The 23,420-nt window shown below is 69.8% G+C and carries 11 protein-coding genes; 2 read left to right on the top strand and 9 right to left on the bottom strand.

All coding sequences use genetic code 11. The annotated features are described in order from the left end of the window. Positions 1-6: 6 nt before the first annotated feature. Positions 7-13,272: an SDR family NAD(P)-dependent oxidoreductase gene (locus ACZ6YV_RS41240; RefSeq protein ID WP_465514836.1), complete on the bottom strand. Its 13,266-nt coding sequence runs from the start codon at positions 13,270-13,272 to the stop codon at positions 7-9. A gap of 125 nt (positions 13,273-13,397) precedes the next feature. On the opposite strand from ACZ6YV_RS41240, the gene ACZ6YV_RS41245 reads away from it, so the two are divergent. Further along, positions 13,398-14,393 (top strand): 3-dehydroquinate synthase family protein, encoded by a 996-nt coding sequence (locus tag ACZ6YV_RS41245; protein ID WP_465514837.1) that lies wholly within the window; start codon positions 13,398-13,400, stop codon positions 14,391-14,393. 25 nt (positions 14,394-14,418) lie between these two features. On the opposite strand, the gene ACZ6YV_RS41250 is transcribed toward ACZ6YV_RS41245, so the two are convergent. Genes ACZ6YV_RS41250 through ACZ6YV_RS41265 form a run of 4 tightly spaced genes read right to left on the bottom strand, consistent with a single transcriptional unit; the run spans position 14,419 to position 18,422 of the window. Then, entirely contained in the window at positions 14,419-15,552 is a 1,134-nt protein-coding gene (locus ACZ6YV_RS41250; RefSeq protein WP_465514838.1) for a phthiocerol/phthiodiolone dimycocerosyl transferase family protein, read from the bottom strand. A gap of 2 nt (positions 15,553-15,554) precedes the next feature. Beyond that, a complete protein-coding gene (locus ACZ6YV_RS41255) occupies positions 15,555-16,229 on the bottom strand; it encodes an HAD-IA family hydrolase (protein WP_465514839.1) in 675 nt (224 codons plus the stop codon). Positions 16,230-16,242: 13 nt separating this feature from the next. Then, positions 16,243-17,286 (bottom strand): Gfo/Idh/MocA family protein, encoded by a 1,044-nt coding sequence (locus tag ACZ6YV_RS41260; RefSeq protein WP_465514840.1) that lies wholly within the window; start codon positions 17,284-17,286, stop codon positions 16,243-16,245. Next, on the bottom strand, positions 17,283-18,422 hold the full coding sequence (locus ACZ6YV_RS41265) for a DegT/DnrJ/EryC1/StrS family aminotransferase (protein WP_465514841.1): 1,140 nt from the start codon (positions 18,420-18,422) through the stop codon (positions 17,283-17,285). Before ACZ6YV_RS41265 ends, ACZ6YV_RS41260 begins: the two co-directional genes overlap by 4 nt. A gap of 149 nt (positions 18,423-18,571) precedes the next feature. Here ACZ6YV_RS41265 and ACZ6YV_RS41270 point away from each other — a divergent pair, with 149 nt between their 5' ends. Further along, on the top strand, positions 18,572-19,003 hold the full coding sequence (locus tag ACZ6YV_RS41270) for a type II 3-dehydroquinate dehydratase (protein ID WP_465514842.1): 432 nt from the start codon (positions 18,572-18,574) through the stop codon (positions 19,001-19,003). A 447-nt stretch (positions 19,004-19,450) separates the two neighbouring features. Here the strand turns inward: ACZ6YV_RS41270 and ACZ6YV_RS41275 are convergent, their stop codons facing one another. From ACZ6YV_RS41275 to ACZ6YV_RS41290, 4 genes are read right to left on the bottom strand one after another with little or no spacing between them, the layout of a single operon-like run. Beyond that, the gene (locus ACZ6YV_RS41275) at positions 19,451-20,107 is read right to left on the bottom strand and encodes a methyltransferase (RefSeq protein ID WP_465514843.1); all 657 of its coding nucleotides are present in this window, start codon (positions 20,105-20,107) and stop codon (positions 19,451-19,453) included. Positions 20,108-20,132: 25 nt separating this feature from the next. Continuing rightward, positions 20,133-20,495: a YciI family protein gene (locus ACZ6YV_RS41280; RefSeq protein WP_465514844.1), complete on the bottom strand. Its 363-nt coding sequence runs from the start codon at positions 20,493-20,495 to the stop codon at positions 20,133-20,135. Between the two features lie 26 nt (positions 20,496-20,521). After that, positions 20,522-22,027 carry an FAD-dependent monooxygenase gene (locus tag ACZ6YV_RS41285; RefSeq protein WP_465514845.1) on the bottom strand — a complete coding sequence of 502 codons (1,506 nt, stop codon included), beginning with the start codon at positions 22,025-22,027 and terminating at the stop codon, positions 20,522-20,524. After that, a complete protein-coding gene (locus ACZ6YV_RS41290; protein ID WP_465514846.1) occupies positions 22,024-23,349 on the bottom strand; it encodes an NAD(P)/FAD-dependent oxidoreductase in 1,326 nt (441 codons plus the stop codon). The genes ACZ6YV_RS41285 and ACZ6YV_RS41290 overlap by 4 nt, the downstream gene beginning before the upstream one ends. Between the last annotated feature and the right edge of the window lie 71 nt (positions 23,350-23,420).

The following is a 23,420-nucleotide window of genomic DNA, read 5'->3' on the forward strand; positions in this document are numbered from 1 at the left end:
TGTTCCTCAGAGGTCGTCACGGGCCACTCCAGCCTCGGGGCTCATCGCCTGCCGCACGAGTTCGGCCGCGTCCATCGAGTCGAAGTCGGGCACTCTGCTCTCGGGAATCTCGGCGGCCACCGCGTCGGGGAACAGCTCCGCGTGGACGCGGAGCGCGAGTGCCTGCGGTGTCGGATGGTCGAAGACGACTGTGGCGGGCAGTTCCGCGCCGGTGACCCTCACGAGGCGATTGCGCAGTTCGACGGCGGTGAGCGAATCGAATCCGACCTCTCGGAACGCCTGGTCCGCTTTCAAGGAGTCCTTTCCGGAACGCACGACGGAGACAGCCTCGGCGAGCACGAGTTCGAGCACTGTCCGGCGTGGATCGCCGTCCAGCACGAGGCGCGACTTCGCCCTGCGGGGTTTCGGCGGCGCTTCCAGCTCCAGCCGGGCCGGGATCAGGATCGGACGGCCCGCGCCGATCGCGAGATCGAACAAGGCCAGCGCTTCGGCGGTCGCCAACGGCTTCACTCCGCCACGGGGTGCCCGGCCCGCGGCCATGCCGAGGTCCCACGGTCCCCACGCCAGCGACGTCGCCGGGAGCCCCTCGGCGTGCCGCTGCCTGGCGAGACCGTCGAGGAAACCGTTGGCCGCGGCGTAACCGCCCTGCCCGGCGTTGCCCAAGGTCCCGGCGATCGAGGAGAACAGGACGAACAGGGACAGGTCGCGGGTGAGCTCGTGCAGGTTGAGCGCGCCGTCGACCTTGGGCGCGAACACGGTTCCCAGTCGTTCCCGGTCCAGCGATCCGAGCACACCGTCATCGAGTACGCCCGCGGCGTGCACCACCCCGGTCAGCGGCTGTCCGGCGGGGATGTCGTCGAGGACGGTGGCCAGCGCGTCCCGGTCCGCGACGTCGCAGGCCACCACGCGCGCGCCGGGCAGGTCGATCGTCCCGCCCGACCGGCTGACCAGCAGCAGATGCCGGACCCCGTGCACTTCGCTCAGATGCCGGGCGACGGCCCGGCCGAGCGCGCCGGTGCCGCCGGTGATCAGAACCGTGCCATCGGGCTCCAGGACCGTCTGCTTTCCGGTCACCGGCCGAAGCTTCGGCACGAAGACGGCGTCACCGCGGATCACGACTTCCGGCTCCTGCCGGGGCACGAGTCCGGGCGAGGCGTCCGCGTCCAGGTCCGCCAGGACAATCCGTCCCGGCTCCTCCGCCTGAGCGGCCCGCACCAGCCCCCACACGGCGTGTCCCACCGGGTCACCGCGGCCCGGCCCGACCTGTTCGCGGGTCACCACCAGGAGCTTGCGCGCGTCGGCAGTCTGCAAGAACGCGAGCACCCGGGTGACCACTTCGCGCACGTCTCCTCCGCCGGCTTCGCAGACGACGAACCCGGGATCCCCGCGACCGCGCTCCGCTCGCACCCACTCGACTTCGAACAGTCCGCCGCCCGTCCCCCATCGCGCGCCGGTCACCGGACGGGAAAGCAGGGACTCGATCTCCGCGACCGGCGCCCCGGTGTCATCGGCGAGTCCGACGGTCACCCCGCCGTTTCCGTCCGCCGCCAGCCGGGCGCGCAGCCGGGTCGCGCCGTCGGACCATTCCTGGATGCCCCGCCAGGCGAACGGGACCCGCGGCCGGCCTTCTTCCTCGTCTTCGAAGCCGCCGAGGGTGATGGCCTGCAGGACGGCGTCCAGCAGAGCCGGATGCACCGCGAACCGATCGGCCTGCTCGCCGGGCAGCGCGACCTCGACGAAGAGTTCGCCGTCTCGACGCCACGCCGCCCGCAGGCACTGGAACGCGGGCCCGTAACCGTATCCCCGGTCGCGCAAGCCTTCGTAGAACTCGCTGACGTCAAGGGAAACCGCGCCGTCCGGCGGCCATTCGGAGAGTTCGAAGGAGGGCGGCATCGCGTCCGCGGTGAGCGTTCCCTCGACGTGCCGGGTCCAGCCTCCCGGCCCGGCTTCCGGACGCGAATGCACGGCCACCGCCCGTTTGCCGTGCTCGTCGGCTCGGCCGACGGTGACCTGTACCTGGACACCGCCGTCCGGCAACAGCAACGGAGCCTCGTTGGTCAGTTCTTCGACACGCGGGCAGCCCACGCTCTCCGCCGCCCGCATCACCAGCTCCAGCAACGCGGTGCCCGGAACGACCACCAGTCCCCGCAGGACATGGTCGGCCAGCCACGGTTGCCTGTCCCTCGACAGGAAACCGGTGAACACCAGCTCCTCGGTGCCGGGCAGGTCCAGCATCGCGTCCAGCAGCGGATGCCCCAGCCCTGTCGACCCCGCGGCCGTGGGGGCCGCGGCCGCCGGCCAGTAGCGTTCGTGTTGGAATGCATAGGTGGGCAGGTCGGCGAGCTCGGCGGACCCATCGAACGTGCGATCCCAGCGCACGGGGAGGCCGGTGGCGGCCAAAGCCTCCAGCACCGCCCGCTTTTCGGTCCGGTCGCGGCGCAGCACCGGCACGGCCCCGTCGACCATGGTGCTGAGGGCCGCGTCGGGACCGATCTCCAGGACGGTCGTGACCCCGAGCTCGCGCAACGCCACGACAGCATCGTGGAACCGCACAGGCCGCCGGATCTGCCCGGCCCAGTACTCGGCGCTGTGCTCGGTCAGGACTTCTCCGGTCACCGTGGACACCAGCGGGATTTCCATTTCCTTGAACCGGATGTCTTTCAGCGCGGCGGTGAACTCGTCGAGCATGGGGTCCATCAGGGGCGAGTGGAAGGCGTGGCTGACCCGCAATCGCCGGGTCCGATGGCCGCGTCCGGCGAACTCGGCGGCGACGGCGAGGACAGCGTGCTCCTCGCCGGAGATCACGACCGAGGTCGGGCCGTTGACCGCGGCGAGGGTTGCCCGGCCGTCGAGCGCCGCCGCGATCTCGTCCTCCGCCACGGCGATGGCGACCATCGCCCCGCCTTCGGGAAGGTCTTGCATGAGCGCGCCACGTGCGGCCACGAGAGTGCAAGCGTCCTCTAAGGACAGTGCACCGGCGATGTGGGCCGCGGTGATCTCGCCGATGGAGTGCCCGGCGACGAAGTCGGGCCGGAGGCCGAAGGATTCGAGCAGGCGGAAGAGCGCGGTCTCGACGGCGAACAGCCCGGCCTGCGCATATCTGGTCCCGTCCAGCTGATCGGACTCGAACACGATGTCCCGCAAGGGAAACTCGAAGTGCTCGCAGAGGGCGTCGAACGTCTCGCGGAAGACCGGGTAAGCCTCGTGGAGTTCGCGGCCCATCCCGGCCCGCTGGGTCCCCTGCCCGCTGAACACGAACGCCGTCTTGCCACCGGTGACGATCGGGGTCAGGTCCTCCAAGGCCGCGATGAGTTCGTCCCGGTTCTCGGCGACTACGACACCACGCTGGTCGAACTGCGCCCGGCTCAGCAGTGTTCGCGCGACCGAGGCGATCCCGATCTCGGGGTGCTCCCGCAGATGTCTCGCCAACCGGTTTGCCTGATCATGGAAAGCGGATTCGGTGCGCGCGCTCACGACCAGTGGCCACGGCCCCACACCCGGGTCCACTGTGGACTGAGTTTGGTACTCGAGGATGAGGTGGGCGTTGGTGCCGGAGATGCCGAAGGAGGACACGGCCGCGCGTCGAGGTTCGGGCCAGTCGTGGTGTTGAGTGAGTAGGGCGGTGTTGCCGCTGCCCCAGTCGACCTCGGGTGTCGGAGTGTCGATATGCAGGGTTTTGGGGAGGACGCCGTGTCGCATGGCGAGGACTGTCTTGATGACTCCGGCGATTCCGGCGGCGCCCTGGGTGTGGCCGATGTTGGACTTCACCGACCCTAGCCAGACCGGGCGGTCGCGATCCTGGCCGTAGGTGGCCAGCACGGCTTGGGCTTCGATCGGGTCACCGAGGCGGGTTCCGGTCCCGTGTGCCTCCACCACATCGACGTCGGCGGGAGACAACCCGGCGTTGGCCAGGGCGGCATGGATGACGCGCTGCTGAGCAGGCCCGTTCGGCGCGGTCAGGCCGTTGGAAGCACCGTCGGAGTTCACCGCGGAACCACGCACCACGGCCAGGATCGGATGTCGATGGCGTTGGGCGTCGGAGAGGCGTTCCAGTAAGACCAGTCCTACGCCTTCGCTGAATCCGGTTCCGTCCGCGGCACCGGCGAAGGCTTTGCACCGGCCGTCGGGGGCGAGGCCGCGTTGGCGGCTGAAGTCCACCAGTAGCCCGGGTGTGGCCATCACGGTCACTCCACCGGCCAAAGCCAGTGAGCATTCACCGCGCCGCAGCGACTGCGCCGCCAGATGCATCGCCACCAGCGAAGAGGAACACGCGGTGTCCACCGTCAACGCCGGACCTCCCAACCCGAACGTATAAGCCACCCGGCCCGACACCACCCCCGCCGAAACGCCGGTGGTGAGATAGCCATCGGTGTCATCGGCGGCTTCACGCAAAAGCGTGGCGTAGTCATGGGTGATCACGCCGGTGAAGACTCCGGTGTCGCTGCCCCGCAACGACTCCGGATCGATCCCCGCCCGCTCGAACACCTCCCACGAGGTTTCCAGCAACAGCCGCTGCTGGGGATCCATCGCGACCGCCTCACGCGGACTGATCCCGAAAAACGCGGCATCGAACCCCGCCACATCCTCCAGAAAAGCACCCTGACGCACCGAACACCGGCCCACCGCATCAGGATCAGCATCAAACAAACCGTTCAGATCCCAGCCACGATCCGAAGGGAAGTCGCCGACCGCGTCACCACCACGATGAACCAGCTCCCACAAATCCTCCGGGCCACGCACCCCACCGGGGAAACGACAGCCCATCGCCACGATCGCCACCGGCTCCTCCGAAACCGAAGTGGTGACGGGAGCCGCGGTAGCCGGGGATTCACCGGCCAGTTCCCTCCGCATCAGCTGGGCCAGCGCGACAGGGGTCGGGTGATCGAACACCACTGTCGCGGACAGCTTCAGACCAGTCTCGGTGTTCAGCCGGTTGCGCAGTTCGACCGCCGTCAGCGAATCGAATCCGGCTTCCTTGAACGGCCGCCGCTGAGCGACCGCCTCGGCGGAGGCGTGTCCCAGCACGATTGCCGCCTGCGCCCGCACCAGCTCCACCAGCAGGGTCTCTTGCTCCACTGTGGACATACCGGCCAGCCGGGACGCGAGCCCCGTCGTCTGCGGCCTGTCCGCTGAGACACGCCGGGTACGGCCGGTCCGGAGGTCCAGTTTCGCGGGAAGCAGGACAGGTTCGACGGAGTGCAGGGCGGCGTCGAAGAGGCGCAGTCCCTCTTCGACGGACAAGGCGGTCATCCCGCCCCGTCTGGTGCGTTCGAGATCGGCCTTGCCGAGCCGGCCGGTCATCCCGCTGGGCATCGCCCACAGGCCCCAGGCGAGCGACACCGCGGGAAGCCCCAGCGAGTGCCGGTACCTGGCCAAACCGTCCAGGTACGCGTTCGCCGCCGCGTAGTTGCCCTGCCCCGGATTCCCCAGCACACCCGAAGCCGAGGAGAACAGGACGAACGCGTCGAGGTCCCGCTCCTTGGTCAGCTCGTGCAGGTTCCAGGCGGCGTCGACCTTCGGCCGGAAGACGGTGTCGAACCGCTCCGGGGTCAGGGCTGAAATCACGCCGTCGTCGAGCACACCGGCCGTGTGCACCACGGCGGTGAGATCGGGAATGGCCGAGAGAACAGCGGCCAGCGCGTCACGATCGGCGGCGTCGCAGGCGACGACGTCGACCTCGGCGCCTGCCTCCGCCAGTTCCGCGACCAACTCGTCCGCTCCCGGCGCGGCCGGTCCCCGCCTGCTGGTGAGGACGAGGCGCCGGATCCCGTGCTCGGCCACCAGATGCCGCGCGACCAGCCCGCCCAGGGTGCCCGCACCGGTGATCAGCACCGTGCCGGGGCCGAGTTCGCCCGGCATGGACAGCACGACCTTGCCGACGTGCCGGGCCTGGGCGACATGCCGGAACGCCGCCGGTGCCCGCCGCGCGGGCATACTCGTCACAGGCAGCGGGGTGAGCTCGCCGCGTTCGAACATGCCTGTCAGTTCGGTCAGCAGTTCCTGCGTGCGATCCGGTCCGGCCTCGCGCAGGTCGTAGGCGCGGTAACCCGGAATCCCCTCCCGGAGATCGGTCTTCCCCAGTTCGAGGAACCGGCCGCCGGGCGCGAGCAGATCCAGCGAAGCGGTCACGAAGTCGCCGGTGAGCGAGTTCAGCACGATGTCGACGGCCGGGAAGCGGTCCGCGAACTCCAGCGTGCGCGAAGACGCGAGATGCTCGTCGTCGAGACCGAGTTCCCGCAGCGCATCCCATTTCTCCGGACTGGCGGTGCCGAACACCTCCAGCCCGAGCCCGCGGGCCAGCCGGACCGCGGCCATCCCGACGCCACCGGCGGCCGCGTGGATCAGCACCCGCTCCCCCGGTCCGGCCTTGGCCAGATCCCGCAGTCCGTACCAGGCGGTGAGGAAGGCGACCGGAATCGACGCGGCCCGCTCGAACGTCCAGCCGTCCGGCATCGCGACCAGCAAGCGCCGATCGGTGACCGCCACCGGCCCGAACGCGCCGAAGGAGCGGTCGAAGGTGCCCATCACCCGGTCTCCGGCGGCCAGCCCCACCACGTCGGGCGCGACCTCCAGCACGACTCCGGCGCCTTCGCCGCCGATCCCCGACTGGCCGGGCACCATGTCGAGCGCCACCATGACGTCGCGGAAGTTCAGCCCGGCCGCCCGCACGCCGACCCGCACCTGCCCGGCGGACAGCGGTTCGAGCACTTCAGGGCAAGGCACGACGGCGAGTTCGGTCCCGGCCGCCTCCCATCGCCAGGCGCGTCCGGCCGCGCGGGCGAGCCGGTGCGCCGACACCACGCCTGCCCGGATCAGGACCTGGGGTTCGCCGGACGCGACCACGGACGGCACCCTCGCCAAGGACGCGGGATCGTCGTCGATGTCGATGAGGAAGCAGCGCCCCGGGCTTTCCGACTGTGCCGCCCGGACCAGTCCCCAGGCCGCGGCCTGCGCGGGTCCGGCGTCGACACCGCCGCGGGTGAGCACGGCCAGTGGCGCGTCGTCGCCCTGCAACGCCGCCAGCACCCGCGAGGTGATCGCGCGGGCGTCGCCGTGGTCTTCGGTGAGGTCGAGTGTCGCGAAGTCCGCGGACGCCGACGGCAGCGTGCGCGGCACCCATTCGGAGCGGAACAGCGCTGCCCCCGTCGCGACGCGCAACTGTCCGTCCGTGACCGGCCTGAGCCGGAGCGACTCGATCACGGCGACGATCTGTCCACTGTGGTCGGTCATCAGGACCGAGACCTCGGCCTGTCCGATCGGGACAGCCCGCACCCGCACCGCGGACGCGCCCGTGGCGTGCAGGGAAATCCCGGTCCAGGCGAACGGCAGCAGGATCTCGGCCGACCGCTGCCCGGAGCAGAGACTGGACGCGTGCAGGGCACCATCGAACAGTGCGGGATGCAGGCCGAACCCGGACGCCTGCCCGGTCAGTTCGACCTCGGCGAAGATCTCCTCACCCCGTGTCCAGACCGTCCGCAGCCCTTGGAACGCGGGGCCGTATTCGTAGCCCGCCTCCGCCTGGCGTTCGTAGAAGTCCCGTACGTCAAGGGGAACCGCTCCGGCGGGCGGCCACTGTCCGAGCCCTTCCGCCAAAGGAGCATCGGCGGACAAGGAGCCCGACGCGTGGCGGTTCCAGGATCCGCCCGCGACTCTCGCATACGCGCTGAACGAGCCGTCGCTCTCGACCCGCACCTGCAGCTCGACCTCGTCGCTGTCCGGCACCACGAGCGGGGCCTCGATGACGAGGTCGTCGATCACCGGCCGCCCGGCCTCGTCACCCGCCCGGATAACCAGGTCGACCCAGCCGGTGCCGGGGAAGACGACCACCCCGGACACCGCGTGGTCGGCCAGCCACGGATGGCGGGACAACGAGACGGAACCGGTGACGACCACGTCCTCGCCGTCGCCGGCCAGGCCGACCACGGTGTCGGCGAACGGATGCCCGGTGGCCGTCCGGCTGGTGAGCTCCAGCCAGTAGCGCCGCCGCTGGAAGGGATAGGTCGGCAGGTCGATCCGTGGTCCGGCGCCGAGTTCCCAGCGAAGGGGGATGCCGCGGACGTGGAGCCGGGCCGCCGAGGCCAGAACCCTCGCCCAGTCGCCGTCGTCGCGTCGCAGGGTTCCGGTGACGACCGTGGGCCCGGCGTCGTCGACGATGTCCTCGACAGCGGTGGTGAGGACGGGGTGCGGGCTGACTTCCACGAAGGTGTCGTAACCCTCGGCCGCGAGTGCCCGGATCGCCGGCTCGAAACCGACCGGCTGGCGCAGATTGCGATACCAGTATCCGGCGTCCATGCCCGTGCCGTCGGCCCAGTGTCCATCCACTGTGGAATACAGGGCCACTGTTCCAGCCGCGGGCCGGATCTCTGCCAGTGCCTGAAGAAGGTCGTCGTGGACGAGGTCGACTTGGGGGCTGTGGGAGGCGTAGTCGACAGGAACGACGCGGGTACGAATCCCGAGCGCCGCGCAGTCTTCGGCGAGGGTGGCCAGCGCCTCCGGTTCTCCGGACACGACAACGGATTCGGGACCGTTCACCGCGGCGAGGGACACGGTGCCGCCCAGCAGCTCACGCACCCGGGTCTCGGAGGCGGACACCGACATCATCCCGCCGTGGCCCGCCAGTTCACGGGCGATGATCGCGGAGCGGCGCACCACGATCCGCAGCGCGTCGTCGAGGGTGAGGATCCCGGCGACGTGGGCGGCGGCGATCTCGCCCTGGCTGTGCCCGATCACGGCGTCGGGCTCGACGCCGAGCGACCGCCAGACCGCGGCCAGGGACACCATCACCGCGAACGACACCGGCTGCACCACGTCGACGCGGGCCAGCATCACCTCGTCCGCGAGCACCTCCCGCAGGTCCCAGCCGACGAGTCGTTCGAGCGCCCGGGAACAGTCGAGCATCGCCTCCCGGAACACCGGGCTGGTTCCGAGGAGTGCCCGGCCCATTCCTGCCCACTGGGCGCCCTGACCAGGGAATACGCACACAACTCGGCCCACCACATCTGCAGAACCCACATCACAGGCCTCCAGCTTCTCCGTCAGTTCCTCGATCGAGCCGGCCACGCAGACGGCCCGGCTCGGCAGCAACGCCCGGGTTTCGACCAGCGAGCGGGCGAGGTCGGAGACCTTCACGTCGGGACGCGTCCCGACGAACTCCGTCAGCCGCCGTGCCTGCGCCCGCACCGCCTCGGCGCTCGCCCCCGACAGCACCACCGGCCAAGGCCCCGCCGGGACTTCTTCCGCGCCGGGATGATCGGCTTGCTCGGCCGACTCCAGGATGAGATGGGCGTTCGTGCCGGACACCCCGAAAGAGGACACCCCGGCGCGACGCGGCTCCGGCCACTCACGCGACTCCGTCAGCAGTTCGACGCCGTGGGACGACCAGTCGACCTGGGGAGTGGGGGCATCGACGTGCAGGGTCTTCGGGAGAGTACCGTGGCGCATCGACTGCACCATCTTGATCACGCCGGCGATCCCGGCGGCAGCCTGGGTGTGGCCGAGGTTGGACTTCACGGAGCCGAGCCACAATGGACGGTCGCGATCCTGGCCGTAGGTCGCCTGCAGGGCCTGCGCCTCGATCGGATCGCCCAGCCGGGTACCGGTGCCGTGCGCGTCGACGGCGTCGATGTCCGAAGTGGACAGGCCGGCGTCGGCCAGCGCGGACCGGATGACCCGCTGCTGAGATGGCCCGCTGGGCGCGGTCAAGCCGTTCGAAGCGCCGTCGGAGTTGACCGCCGAACCGCGCACCACGGCGAGCACCGGGTGCCCGAGTTCCCGGGCGACGGAAAGCTTTTCGAGCAACACCACGCCGACGCCCTCGGACCACGCCGTGCCGTCGGCCGCGGCGGCGAAGGACTTGCAGCGACCGTCCGGCGCGAGCGCGCCCTGCCGGGAGAACTCCACGAAACTCTCCGGGGTGGACATCACCGTCACGCCACCGGCCAGCGCCAGCGAGCACTCGCCGCGGCGCAGCGACTGCACCGCGAGATGCATCGCCACCAGCGACGACGAACACGCCGTGTCCACCGTGATCGCCGGACCTTCCAGGCCGAACGTGTAGGCCACCCGCCCCGACGCGACGCTCCCGGCGTTGCCCGTGCTGAGGTAACCCTCGACGTCCTCGGGCGGTGACCCGGGCCGGCTGAGGTAGTCCCGGTGCATCACCCCGGTGAAGACCCCGGTGTCGCTTCCGCGCAACGACAGTGGATCGAGGCCCGCGCGTTCGAGGAGTTCCCAGGACGTCTCGAGCAGTAGCCGCTGCTGTGGATCCATCGCCAGGGCCTCGCGCGGGCTCACCCCGAACAATTCGGCGTCGAAATCGGCGGCATCGGGGAGAAAGCCGCCTTCGCGGGCGTAGCTTCCGCCCGCCGGGTCCCAGCCGCGATCGTCCGGGAAGGCCGAGATCGCGTCACCGCCATCGGCGACCAGGCACCACAGGTCTTCGGGCGAGGCCACGCCGCCCGGGAATCGGCAGGCGAGGGAGACGATCGCGATCGGCTCGTTCGGCTCGGACACCTGTCGCGCCACGACAGGCTCCACCCGCTCACCGGTGAGATCGGACTGGAGCCGCTCGGCGAGCGCGGACGGTGTCGGATGGTCGAAGGCGATCGTCGCGGGCAGGTCCAGCCCGGTGGCCGCGGCGAGCCGGTTTCGCAAGGCGACGGCGGAAGCCGAGGTGAACCCGAGGCTCGTGAACGTGGGCTCGCGGCCGGGAGTGGCGAGCCCCGCGCAATCCCGTACCTTCGCGGCTTCGGAACGTACGAGTTCGAGCAGCAGGCGATACTGCTCCGGCTCGCCGAACCCTGCCAACCGGACCGGTTCCGCCGCAGGAGCGACCGTGTCGATGAGGCCCCTGAACAGCGGTGGGACCGCGTCGAAGGCCGAGGTGTCGAGGTCGGTGACCACGGCGGAGACCTGGTTTGTCGCGCGGGCGCCGTCGAACATCGCCATGAGCCGCTGTGCCGGAGGTCTCGGGGTATCCGACGTCAGCACCATTCCGCGCCCGCCCCGTGCGCGGCGCTCGCCGATGACCATCTCCAGGAACGCCGCTTCGCCTGAAACGCCGTGGAGCGGGGAAAAAACGATCAGATCGATCGTTTCGGTCAGCGCGTCGAGCTGAAGCACTTCGTCCACAAAGGATTCGAGGTCGCCCGAAGGCAGGTGGATCACGGCGGACACCTCCGCCAGTGCCGCCCGGTCCGCCGACCAGGAAACGGCGTCTCCCAGCCCGGCACGGGTCGCGGCCAGCTCCGGGCCGATCAGCCGCAGGTCACGAAGTCCGTGTCCGGTCACCAGATGCCTGGCCAGGATCGTGGCCAATTCGCCGTCGGCACCGGTGATCGCCACCGCGCGCCAGGGATCGGGCTCCTCCCCCACCGAGACCCGCACCAGCCGCGGCGCGAGCACCACGCCCGACCGCACCGCCAGTTCCGGCTCGCCCTCGACGAGCGACGGCAGTGCGTTGGCCTCGGGTTCGAGGTCGACCAGCACGAAACGATCCGGCTCTTCCTCCTGCGCACAGCGGACGAGTCCCCGCAGCGCGGCGTGCGCCGGGCCCCGCGTGACCACGGTCAGCCGCGGGCCCGGCCCGTCGATCCGCGCCCGCAGCTCGTCGACGCTCCGCCGGATCGCGGCGCCGGAGAGCTCCGGCACCGGCGGGCACCACACCACCTCACCGGGATCGGCGGCGGCCGAGTCGGCGGCCACCGGCACCCAGTCGACCCGGAACAGCGACTCGTAGTGGTCACCGCCGCAAGCACGCAGCCTGGCGGGTTTGTCGAGCAGCGCGTGCCGGGTCGTCTTGCCGGACGCCGTACGCGGGACACGATCGATCTCGTAGAGCTCCTCGGGCACCTTGAAGTACGAGAGCCGCTCGCGGCAGACGGCCAAGAGCCTGTCCGGGTCGAACCCGCCTTCACCGGGCACCACGAACGCGACCGGAACCTCACCGAGTACGCCGTGCGGCTTGCCGACGACGGCGACGTCCGCGACACCGGGTACAGCGCGGATGACGTTCTCGACCTCGGTCGGGTGAATGTTCTCCCCGGCCCGGATGATCAGGTCCTTGAGGCGGCCGGTGACGGTGAAGTAGCCGTCCTCGTCACGGCGGGCCAGATCGCCCGTGTGGTACCAGCCTCCGCCCATCGCGGCCGCCGTCTCCTCCGGCTGGTTGTGGTAGCCGGCCATGACACTCGGCCCGCGCACCCACACTTCGCCTTCCGCGCCGTCGGCGACGTCGATCCCGGTCTCGACGTCGACCAACCGCACGCCGAGGCCCGGCACCGGCAGCCCGCACGAGCCTTCGACGCGAGCCCCGGTCGGCCAGTTGATCGTGATGGAGCCGCAGGTTTCCGTGCTGCCGTAGGCGTCGAGCAACGGGACGCCGAAGGTCTCCTCGAAAGCGTTGCGCAACGCGGCGGTGGTGACCGCGCCGCCGACCAGGCCCATCCGCAGATCCGGCGCACGGAAGCCCTTCTCACGCGCCGCGCGGATCAGATGGTGATACAGGGCGGGGACACCGGCGAGGAAGGTCGAGCGATCCGAGCTCAGCGCGTCGAGAACGTCGTGCGCCGAGTACCCGTCGACGATCCGGGCGCTGGCCCCGACCGCGGTGACCGCGAGCACGCAGGCGATATGGGAGAGGCTGTGGAACAGCGGCAGCGGCCACAGGACGCGATCGGCGCCGGTCAGCCCCGGCACGGGCACGTAGCAGGCGGCCACCGACCAGAGGCAGTTGCGCTGCGTGGACAGCACGCCTTTGGGCGCGCCAGTGGTCCCGGAGGTGTAGAGCATCCAGGCGATGTCGTCGAGTCCGAGGTCGTCACGGGCCGGGACGCCCGGATCGGTGCCGGTGAAGGCGGCGTAGTTCCCTTCGACGACAACGACGTCCAGCTCAGGCCGCCGCGTGCGCATGCGGTCCAGCCGTCCGGCCTGCGCGGCGTCGGTGATCACCGTCCGCGCACCGCTGTCGTCGAGCAGATACGCCAGCTCGGCGTCGGTGGAACGCGGGTTGACCGGTACCCCGACAGCGGCCGCCCTGACGATCGCGAGATAGCTTTCGACCGTCTCCACGCGATTGCCGAGGAGGATGGCCACGCGGTCCCCGGGCTGCACCCGGCGCCGGGACAGGTGCCCGGCCAGCCATCGCGTCCGCCGCTCCAGTTCCGCGTAAGTGACCGCGCGGCGTGCGTCGCGGAAGGCGACCTTGTCACCCGACACCGAGGCGTGCGCCGTGAGCAACTCGGGCAAAGGCCGGATCAAGTCGGTACGTAGCACCTTCCCAGCCTCACCCGGAACCGCGCGAACTCACCCCCCTAACCAACCCCTCAGACCATCCGGTTACCGGGCAGAGGAACTTCCCCTCGCCGTGGATCCTCCGGCTGGCACGAGAATGGACTTCCATGAACGAGGTCGAAGTGGCGCTCGGCGACCGGTCGTACTCCGTCCACATCGGACCCGGCGCCCGCTCGCGCCTGCCGGGACTCGTCGCCGAACTCGGTGCCCGCCGCGCCGCCGTGGTCTCCGCGCGCCCCATCGAATGGCTTCCCGACCTCGGCGTGCCGACGCTCAAGGTGCCCTTCCGGGACGGCGAGCGGGACAAACGCCTCACCCAGGTCGAACGGCTGTGCCGCCGGTTCGCGCGGTTCGGGCTGACCAGGTCCGACGTCGTGGTGTCGTGCGGTGGCGGCACCACGACCGACGTGGTCGGGCTCGCCGCCGCCCTGTACCACCGAGGTGTGTCCGTGGTGCACCTGCCGACTTCCTTGCTGGCGCAGGTGGACGCCAGCGTCGGTGGCAAGACGGCGGTGAACCTGCCGGAAGGCAAGAATCTCGTCGGCGTGTTCTGGCAACCGAGAGCCGTGCTGTGCGACACCGACTTCCTCGAAACACTCCCGCGCCGCGATTGGCTCAACGGGTACGGCGAGATCGCCCGATGCCATTTCATCGGCGCCGGCGATCTCCGGGGGTTACCGGTGCACGAACAGATCGTCGCCAGTGTCACGCTCAAGGCGTCCGTCGTCTCCGCCGACGAGCACGACCATGGCTTGCGGCATCTGCTCAACTACGGCCACACACTCGGGCACGCGCTGGAACACGCCACGGACTTCGAACTCCGCCACGGCGAGGCTGTCGGCATCGGCACGGTCTTCGCCGGTCGCCTCGCGGGCGCGCTCGGCCGGATCGGACAGGCACGGGTCGACGAACACGCGGAGGTCGTCTCCGGGTACGGCCTCGCCACGACCGTCCCGGCGGATCTGGACCCCGTGCGGCTGGTCGCGCTGATGAGGTCCGACAAGAAGGCCCGGCACGGTTTGACCTTCGTCCTCGACGGCCCGCAGGGCCCGGAGCTCGTCGAGGTCCCCGAGTCGGTCGTCCTCAGCACCCTAACCTCGTGAGTGGTGAGGACGGTTAGAACCGTCCCTACCACTCACGAGCGGTCTGGAGGAGGCGCTGGACGTGAGTGGTCCAGCTGACGACACGGGCCTCGCAGACGTGGGCGCGATCGTAGGTGACGTCGATGGTCAGGCGACCGTCCACTGTGGTCACAAAGATCAGTGGCGTCGGGCCGGGAGCCGTGGTGAGGAACCGGATCGAGGTGATCCCGAGGTACGCGGGCGAATCGAGCCGCCCGAGGTTCGAGATCGCGAGCGACGCGGGCGGGAAAGCCGTCAGGGGACCCGGCCCGCAGAAGACCATGGCGAACCGCCGCTGAGGGACCTCGCGGGCGAGCCCCGAACGCAGCTGCGGCAAGAGCTGCCTGCCGAAGCCGACCGGGTCGGCAGGCCCCTTCAGTACGGCGGGGATGTCGCCGACGCAGTTCAGCCCGTCGTAAGGCCGGACAGGCCGCGCCAGCCGAGGCCGCAGATCGACCGAAGACGTCACGAGCAGCACGCACGGGCCCGCGTCGAGTTCGGCGCACAGTGCCGCTGACAGGATCCCGCCGAGCAGAGCGTGCACCGACAGCTCCGCACGCCGGGCGGCGGTGATCAGGCCGGTCGTCGCCGCCTGCCCGAACACGAGGGTGCGGACGCCGTAGCCCGTCGCGTCCGTGCGCCCGGCCGGAAGCCGGTCCACCCGGGGCGGCGGCCCGGGCAGGTCGTCGAAGTGGTGGTAGCGGCCGCTCAACCGGACGTCCAGCGGCGATTCGAGCGGTGCGGCCGGATTCGGGCGCACCACGCGACCGGCGGCCAGCCTCACGTAATGACTCAGCAGCCCGTACAGCATCGTGACGCAGAACCGGCCGTCCGCGAAGGCGTGTTCGACGCCCAGCACCACATCGGGCCCGGACAGCAGCGCCCGCGCGATTCCGGGCCGAGGGGTGGTGATCTCGGTGAGCAGGTCACCGCCCACGACGAGTTCGGGCCCGTGTTCCCCGACGCGGAGCCTGTCGCCGACGACCTTCCCTCGCAGCAAGGGATGTTCCGCCGCGAGGATTTCCAGCGCGTCGGCGAGGATCCGCGCGTCGACGGTCTCGCCGACACTCGCGAGGGCGAGCACCGGACCGACCCCCGACCCGCCCACACCCTTTTCACTGGCGGACAGCAGGCGTTCCATGATCAGTGGCGGACGACCTCCGGGCACAGATCCAGCAGGTCGGCGGGCTGACGCAGCACCGCGTCCGGCCTGGCACGCAGAAGTTCGGCCTCGTCCGTCTCACCCCAGAGCGCGGCCACCGCGAGTGTCCCGGCCGCGGTCGCGCTGGCGAGGTCCGTGACCGCGTCGCCGACCATCATCGCGTCGGCCGGGCCGAGACCGAGCTTGTCGAGCGCGTGCCGGACGATGTCCGGCGCCGGTTTGGGGTTCGCGACCTCGTCGGACCCGATGACGTACTCGAACTCCGGGAGCAACCCCACCACCTCCAGCAGTGACCGCGCGCGGGGACCGCTCTTGCCTGTCGCGACAGCGAGGCGCAGCCCGCGCTCGCGCAACGTCCGCAAGAGGTCGGGGACGCCGTCGAAGACCGGCACCTGGTCCGCGAGCCGGTAACTCTCCCGGACGAACGGCTCCTCCATCTCCAGCGGCAGGTCCATGATCCGCATGATGTCGGGGAAATAGCGGCCGAGATGGCGGTTGTACTCGGCGAACGGCGCCTCCCCCGCGCCGACCACCTCGGCGTAGGCGGTGGTGAAGGCCTGCCGCATGACGTCGAAGCTGTTGACCAGCACACCGTCGAGATCGAAGATCACCCCGAGCGGCGGACGTCGATCGGGCACTGTCACTGTCGCGTCCAAGGACTCGCTCCTTTCACACGTAAACGGCTGCCGACGCGTAACAGCGCTCGATGGCGTCGACGGTCCAGGCGGCGTCTTCGATCACCCGGCCGCGGCAGGCGGGATCGGTGAGCTGACGCGGGATCAGGTCGAGCTGCCTGCGGTACTCCGCCCCGATCGGCTCCGCCGCCACCGTGACCGGCACGCTCTTCCCGTCCCGCAGATGGGTCAGCACCGAGCCGCCCGCGCGGTCGGTGCTGAAACCGAAGGTGCAAGAAAGCGTTGCCGTGCCGCCACTTCCTTCGACCCGGATTGTCGTGGTGTCGACCGGTTCGTGTGACGCCCAGCCGGCGCGCAGCGACACCGACACGCCGTCCTCGGTGACCAGGAATCCGCGCGCGGTGTCCTCGACGTCGCCAAGGCTCCCTCCGCCGAGATCCGCCCGCCAGGTGACCCGGCGGCGTTCGTCGCCGAGGAAGTCCGCGGACAGCGTCCCCGCCGCTTGCGCGATGGCGCTACCACCCAGCAACGGCGAGGCCGTATCCAGCAGGTGCCAGCCGAGGTCGATCAGCGCGCCGCCGCCGGAGAGCTCTCGCCGGGTGAACCAGCCACCCGGCACGCCGCCCGCCCGGACCCAGCCGAGCTCGATGTGCCGGATCCGGCCCAGGCGCCCGGACAGCTCGTACAAGGCGCGGATATCGGCCCGGTATCGCGCGGCACTACCGCCGAGCAGCACGGTGCCGCCGTCTCGTTCCGCCTGCCGCAACCTGTCCGCCTCGGCCGTGCTCAGGCATACGGGCTTCTCCACGAACACCGGGATTCCTTTGGCAAGCAACGCGCAGGCGAGTTCGCAGTGCAGGTGGTTCGGCGCGGCCACGACGGCCAAGTCCACTTCGGACGGTGTGAGCGCGCCGATGCCGGGCGCCACCGTCAGGCGGCCGGAATCCAGGCCGGCTCTGGCGGCGGGATCGGGATCGACCACCGTGGTCAGCGTGAACGCAGGGTGACTCGCTAGCTGGGGCAGCCAGATCGACTTGGCCGCCACACCGAGCCCCACCAGCGCGACCCGGATCGTCACAGGAGCCCGGCCAGGACCGACGCGATGTCCCGCATCTGCTGCTCGGTGCCCAGCAGGGCCCGATGGTGCACCCAGACACAGTCTTGGCTCAAGGACTCGGAATTCGGGCAGGAACGAGCGAGTTCTTCGGGCGTCGTTTCGGGCGCGCCGGTCTCCCAGAAGGCCTTCGTCCGGTAGATCGCACGGAAGGCGACGAACGCGGGAATGCCGTGCCCGACAAGCGCGGCGACGAGTTCCGTGCGCCGCTCTTCGGTGATCCCGGGAATCCGGAACATCGCCATGTAGTGCGGGTTCCGGTCACAGCGGTCGTCACGAGACTGCGGGACGACGCCGGGGATCTCGGCCAGCGCGGCGGACAACACCGGCCAGCGCTGCTCACGGAGGTCGATCTGCTGCTCCAGCCTCGTCAGCTGGGCACGAAGCACGGCCGCGGTGAACTCGGTGACCCGGAAGTTCGACCCGGACGTCGCGTGGAAGTACCCCCGGTCATCGCGCGGACGGCCGCAACTGTGCCGTAGGAAGGCCTCCTCATACTGGTCGCTGTCGTCGAACAGCACAGCACCGCCCTCGCCCGCCGTCATCAGCTTGCCGTTCTGGAAGCTGAACGCCGCCATCGAACCCAGCTCACCGACACGTTTGCCCTGCCACCGCCCGCCGTGCGCGTGGGCGGCGTCCTGGAGCAGCGGTACCCCGGAGTCGGCGGACAGTTTCGCCAGCGCGTCCATGTCCGCGAACTGGCCGCCCATGTGCACCGGCATGATCACGCGGGTCTTCGGGCCGATCGCGGCCTCGACGGCGCTGGGGTCGAGGCAGTAGGTGTCCGGGTCGACGTCGACCGGGATGACGGTCGCGCCGAGCCGTTGTGCGGCCTGCGACGAGGAGATGAAGGTGAACGCGGGGACGATGACCTCGGTGCCGCGGCGGGCTCCGAGCACTTCGAGGCTCAGTTCCAGCGCGTGCGTCCCTGTCGTCACCGCCAGCGCGTGCGCCGCGCCGTGGTGCTCAGCGAACTCGGCCTCGAAGGCGTCGACCTCGCTGCCCGCGATTCGCCACCATTGGCCTTGTTCCAACGCTCGGCTCAGCCCGGTCCGCTCTTCGTCACCGTACCGGGGCCACGACGGGAATTCCAATTCCATGGTCTCGATCCTCATTCCGCCGGACTGATCGACTCTTTCGAAGCTACCGATGACGCTACGCCTGCCCAACCCCCTATGAATCCCCTCATTCCCCCTTACTCGCCACGACGGTCCCACCTTTTCCGGATCGGCTGACATAATCGTCGATCGTGACCGGAATACTGCTGATCAACGGGCCCAATCTCGGCATGCTCGGCCGGCGCGAACCGGAGATCTACGGCACGGACACGCTCGCCGACATCGAGGCGGCCGTCTGCGATGAGGTAGCCGAGTTCGACTGGAAGGTCCTTGCGTACCAACATGACTGTGAAGGCGAACTCGTTCGCTTCATCCAGGAGAACTACGACAGCGCGGGCGCGATCATCAACCCCGGCGCGCTGATGATCCACGGCTGGAGCCTGCGCGACGCGCTCGCGAACTATCCGAAACCGTGGATCGAGGTACATCTTTCGAATATCTGGGCGCGGGAGTCTTTCCGGCACGAATCCGTGCTCGCCCCGCTGGCCGCGGGAATGATCGCGGGTTTGGGGTCTTTCGGTTACCGGCTGGCGGCCAGGGCGCTGGGGGTTCTTGAGGGGTAAGGCGAAAATGCCGCGCCGGGTGACAGCAGGAGTGTCGCGAAAGCCACTTTCGGGACATCTGACGTCCCGAAAGTGGCTTTCGCGACACGCAAGATCGGCGTTCGGGCGGCGGGCCACGATCGGCCCCCTGCTGCCAGGACCTTCTTCGCCTTGCTTCAAGACAAGGAGTCTTCACAGCGTGCGGGTCTGGACCGACAGATCGGAGTCGGCCGCGCCCTCACTGTCCATAAGGGACACTTTTCCGAATGCCCGGTTCATGCCTATATATGCGCTTTGCGAAGGGGTTGTGAGTGGCAATGAGGGGTGAGGCAAACGTGGCGCGCCGTTGAGGCGTGCGCCGAATGTGGCATTGGGGACGTTGGGTGTCCCCAATGCCACATTGGGGACACCCTGGGGTTCGGTGACTCGACGTCGTGTCCTGAAGGACCCCTTCACTCACGACAACCTTCAAGCCGCGGCCCGCACCCACAAGAAGTAGAAGAGCTCATGCGGAGCCTCGCACGGGAAGACCCCGGCGACCTCCAGCCCGGCGTCAGCGATCATCGGCCGGAACACCTCAGGATCCGAGGCCGCCCAGCATTCCTGGAGCAGGACGCTGCCACCGGGCGCGAGCCGGACACCGACCTGGTCATAGAAGCGCCGATGGATTTCCCAGTCCTTGTCCGCGTAGACCAGCTCGGGCTTGATCTTCCGGAACACCTCGATGTGCTCGGCGGGCGCGGTGGTCACGTTCATATGCGGCGGGTTGCCGACGATCAGGTCCCACGTCCGATCCGCGGGCACGTTGTCGAAGCAATCGCTGTGGAACACCGAGACCCGGTCATCGAGGTCGTTGGCGGTCACGGTCTCCCGTGCGGCGGCCACCGCCTCCTCGTTCACGTCGCTCAGATCGAGCTGCTCGCACAATCCCGCGCCCAGCAAGGAAAAGCCGATGAACGCCGGTCCGCAGCACCACTCCAGCAGTCGCGGTACCTTGCCGAACCGCGAGGCGATGAACGGTACATAGGCCCGGCCGAAGTCGCTGCCGCCGCCATCGAGGTGATCGGCGTAGCGGACATGCACGCCCTCGCAGTCGACGGTTTCGTAGGTGCCGTGGATCGTCATGGACGTAGCCTTCCGATAGGCGAAATCAAGACTCCAGGCCGCCCATGGGCGCCAGCGGCCGCACTTCGACGACGTTCAGCTTCGCGTCCGGGATCTCCGCCGCGAGCTCGACAGCGCGGTCCAGCCCGGTGCAGTCGACGACGTAGTAGCCCCCGAGGTATTCGTCCGAGCCGGTCAGCGGTCCGGCGGTGACGTCCCGCCTGCCGTCGCGCACCCGGACCGTGTGCGCCTGCGTCCGGTCGGCGAGCGGACCGCCGTACCGGTGCTCGCCGGACGCCTTGATCTTCTCGGTGAAGGCCAGGTACTCCGCGAGGAATTCCTCCTTGTCCGCCTGGGTCAACGTCTTCCAGCGATCCGCGCTGGTGTGGATCAGCAGCATGAACCTCATGCCGTGACGCCTCCTTTCGGCCCGGCTCAGCCGAGTGCGCCGGCGAGCCAGCGGGACAGCTCCCCCGGCGCGGGACGCCCACGCCAGGCGAGGTGCGCGTCCGGGCGGATCAGCAGGACGTCGCGCGGGAGCCCTTCCGCCGGGGTCAGCGATACGACGTCTTTCTCCCCCAGCACGTCCGCCGCGGCGGCGACGCTCTCGGTGTCGCCGGGACCGCCGAGCAACGCCCACCTGCCCTGAAGCGCCTCGTGCAACCGGACGGCCGGCCCGTCCCTGTCGCGGCACAGGATGTCCGGCACGCGTTCACCGGGCCTGGGACCCAAGCGCCGACGTGAAGACGCGGCGAGCGGACCGCCGCGGTAGTGCACGCCGAGCTGCGACGCGTTCCGCCACAGGAGGTTCTGGACCTTCTCGGTGTTCATCAGCGGCATCACCACCCGGTCGCGCAGCAGACCGGTCACCTTGTTCTCGGCCATCACGAGCCTCGTCACGAAGCCGGTGCCCGCCAGCACACCCCGGGCGACCGGACGCCGCTCGGCCTCGTAGCTGTCGAGAAGACGTTCGCCGGCGCGGTCCGCGATCACCAAGGCGAGCTTCCAGGCCAGGTTCTCCGCGTCACCGAGCCCGGTGTTCATCCCCTGCCCGCCGAACGGGTGATGGATGGCGACGGCGTCCCCGGCCAGCAGCACCCGCCCGTTGCGGTAGGTGTCCGCGAGCCTGCGGTGGATGCGGAACGTCGAGAGCCACTCGACCTCCCGGATCCCCGTTTCGCGATACGGAGTGCACTTGAGGAGCTGCCGCTCGACGAGCGAAAGGATGCCGTCCTGGCTCAGCTCGCCCTCGGTGCCGGACGGCGACGGCCCCATCAGCCGCCAGCGGCCCTCACCGGGGAGCGGGCATACGCTGATCATGTCGCCGCCGTGCGACCAGCTGCCCATCACCTGCCGGTCCAGCCGCCAGTCGGCGCGGACGTCGGCGATCAGGAAGTGCTCCGCGACCGGCACACCGGGGAACCCGATCCCGGACAGCTTGCGGACCTGGCTGTGCGCGCCGTCGCAGCCCACCAGCCATCCGGCCCGCACGGTTTCCGGCCCGGACGGGCCGTTCAGGGTGGCCGTGACCCCGCTGGAGTCCTGGGTGAAGCCGGTCAGTTCCCGTCCCCAGCCCGGCCACACTCCGAGGCCCGCCAGCCGCTCACGCAGCGCGCTTTCGACCTCGACCTGGGACACGAGCAGCGGCGAGCGCCCGGACGCGGCCCCCATCCGGTCCATCGGCATGGTGGAGATCAGCTTCCCCGCGACGTACATCCTGACTTCGCGCAGCGGGATCACTTGATCAGGCAGGTCGGCGAGCGCGCCGAGCCGGATCAGCACCTCGACACCGCGCGGCTGCACCCCGAGTGCCCGGGAGGTGCCGATCGGCCCGTCCGCGCGGTCCACCACGCGCACCGGGATCCCTTGGGCCCGCAGCCCGCACGCCAGCGCGAGCCCGGTGGGCCCGGCGCCCGCGATCAGCACGGCGGACTCGGTCATGCGCGCGCCCCCGCGACCTCGGCGCGGTCCGCCGCGTCCAGTTCCGGATACACCGGGCAGCCGAACACCGGCCGGAACGGCGCGAAGGTCCGCCAGGCGGGATTGGCCCGCAGTGCCTGCGCGATCGGGTTGTGCTCGCTCCAGAAGTCGCCACCGAGCAGGCGCACCATGTACATCTCGAGCTTTTCGCGCTCCACCACCGTGCTCGCGTCGGCGACCGCGCTGATCAGTTCGCTCTGGTAGAAGGCGAAGATGAGCCGGACGTAGGTGTCGTACCCGGTCTTGAAGAAGTTCGCGTACTCGTCGGTGAGCGCCCGCTCGGCACCGGGATCGGCCAGCACGCGGGTGATCGTGTCGGCGGCGCGCGCGGCGGTCACCATCGCGACCAGCGTCCCGCCGGAGAACATGGGATCGCCGAAACAGCCGGCGTCACCGGCCATGAGCCAGCCTGGGCCGGTCACCTCGTCGGTGTGATAGCTGTAGTCGGTCTCCACCCGGAACTCCGACACCGGCCGGATACCGGCCAGCCGCTCGACGATCCGGGGAATCCGCTCGAGGTGCTCGGCGAAGATGTCTTCCTTCGCGGCCTCGCGGAACACCGCTCGCGGCATCACCGTGCCGACACTGACCTTGTCCCCCGACAACGGGATCGCCCACACCCAGCCGTCGGCGTGGCTGCCGATCTGGATGTCGCCCTCGTGCCCGGGGTTGTACCGCTCGTCCAGTCCTTCGTAGTGCCGGAAGATCGCGACCATCCGCAGGCCGTCCGTCGTCTTCCGGAGCCCGAACCGGTTCGCGATCGTGCCGGCCCGGCCACTCGCGTCGACCACGAACGAGGCGCTGATCTCGTGCTCGCCGCCGTCGTGGCGATAGCGCACGCCGGTGATCCGGTCGCCCGTCATGACCAGTTCCCGTACCGCCGCGCCGGTGATCACCTCGGCGCCGTTCGCCCGCGCCTTCTCCAGCAGCACCTGGTCGAAATGCGCGCGCTCGACCTGGAAGGTCTCGCTGTGCCTGCCCTCGCCCTGTTTGGAGAAATCCGCGCGGTAGACACCCGGGGTGATGAACTTCGTCCCGGTCGGGTCGATGAACTCGCCGCCGCGTTTGACGACGTAGCCCTGTTTCCCGACCGCGTCGACGAGATCGAGCCGCTCCAGCAGGCCGACCATGTACGGCAGCATCGATTCACCGATGTGGAAACGCGGGAATTCCTGCCGCTCCAGCACCGCGACGGAATGGCCGCGGTCGGCGAGCGCGGCCGCGCAGACCGAGCCCGCCGGGCCGCCGCCGATCACGATGACGTCGAATGCCTTGTCCGCCATGGATTTCCTTCCTGGAGCCGGAGTGTCCCGAATGTAGGCCCGGACCGGCTCGGGCGACAACGCGATCACGG

The organism is Amycolatopsis sp. NPDC102522 (assembly GCF_055584485.1).

Excerpts from the sequence above, each read along its gene's own strand:
- ACZ6YV_RS41285 (WP_465514845.1), bottom strand. The coding sequence starts at position 22,027 with ATGACCGAGTCCGCCGTGCTGATCGCGGGCGCCGGGCCCACCGGGCTC.
- ACZ6YV_RS41290 (WP_465514846.1), bottom strand. The coding sequence starts at position 23,349 with ATGGCGGACAAGGCATTCGACGTCATCGTGATCGGCGGCGGCCCGGCG.
- ACZ6YV_RS41275 (WP_465514843.1), bottom strand. The coding sequence starts at position 20,107 with ATGACGATCCACGGCACCTACGAAACCGTCGACTGCGAGGGCGTGCAT.
- ACZ6YV_RS41280 (WP_465514844.1), bottom strand. The coding sequence starts at position 20,495 with ATGAGGTTCATGCTGCTGATCCACACCAGCGCGGATCGCTGGAAGACG.
- ACZ6YV_RS41245 (WP_465514837.1), top strand. The coding sequence starts at position 13,398 with ATGAACGAGGTCGAAGTGGCGCTCGGCGACCGGTCGTACTCCGTCCAC.
- ACZ6YV_RS41250 (WP_465514838.1), bottom strand. The coding sequence starts at position 15,552 with ATGGAACGCCTGCTGTCCGCCAGTGAAAAGGGTGTGGGCGGGTCGGGG.
- ACZ6YV_RS41265 (WP_465514841.1), bottom strand. The coding sequence starts at position 18,422 with ATGGAATTGGAATTCCCGTCGTGGCCCCGGTACGGTGACGAAGAGCGG.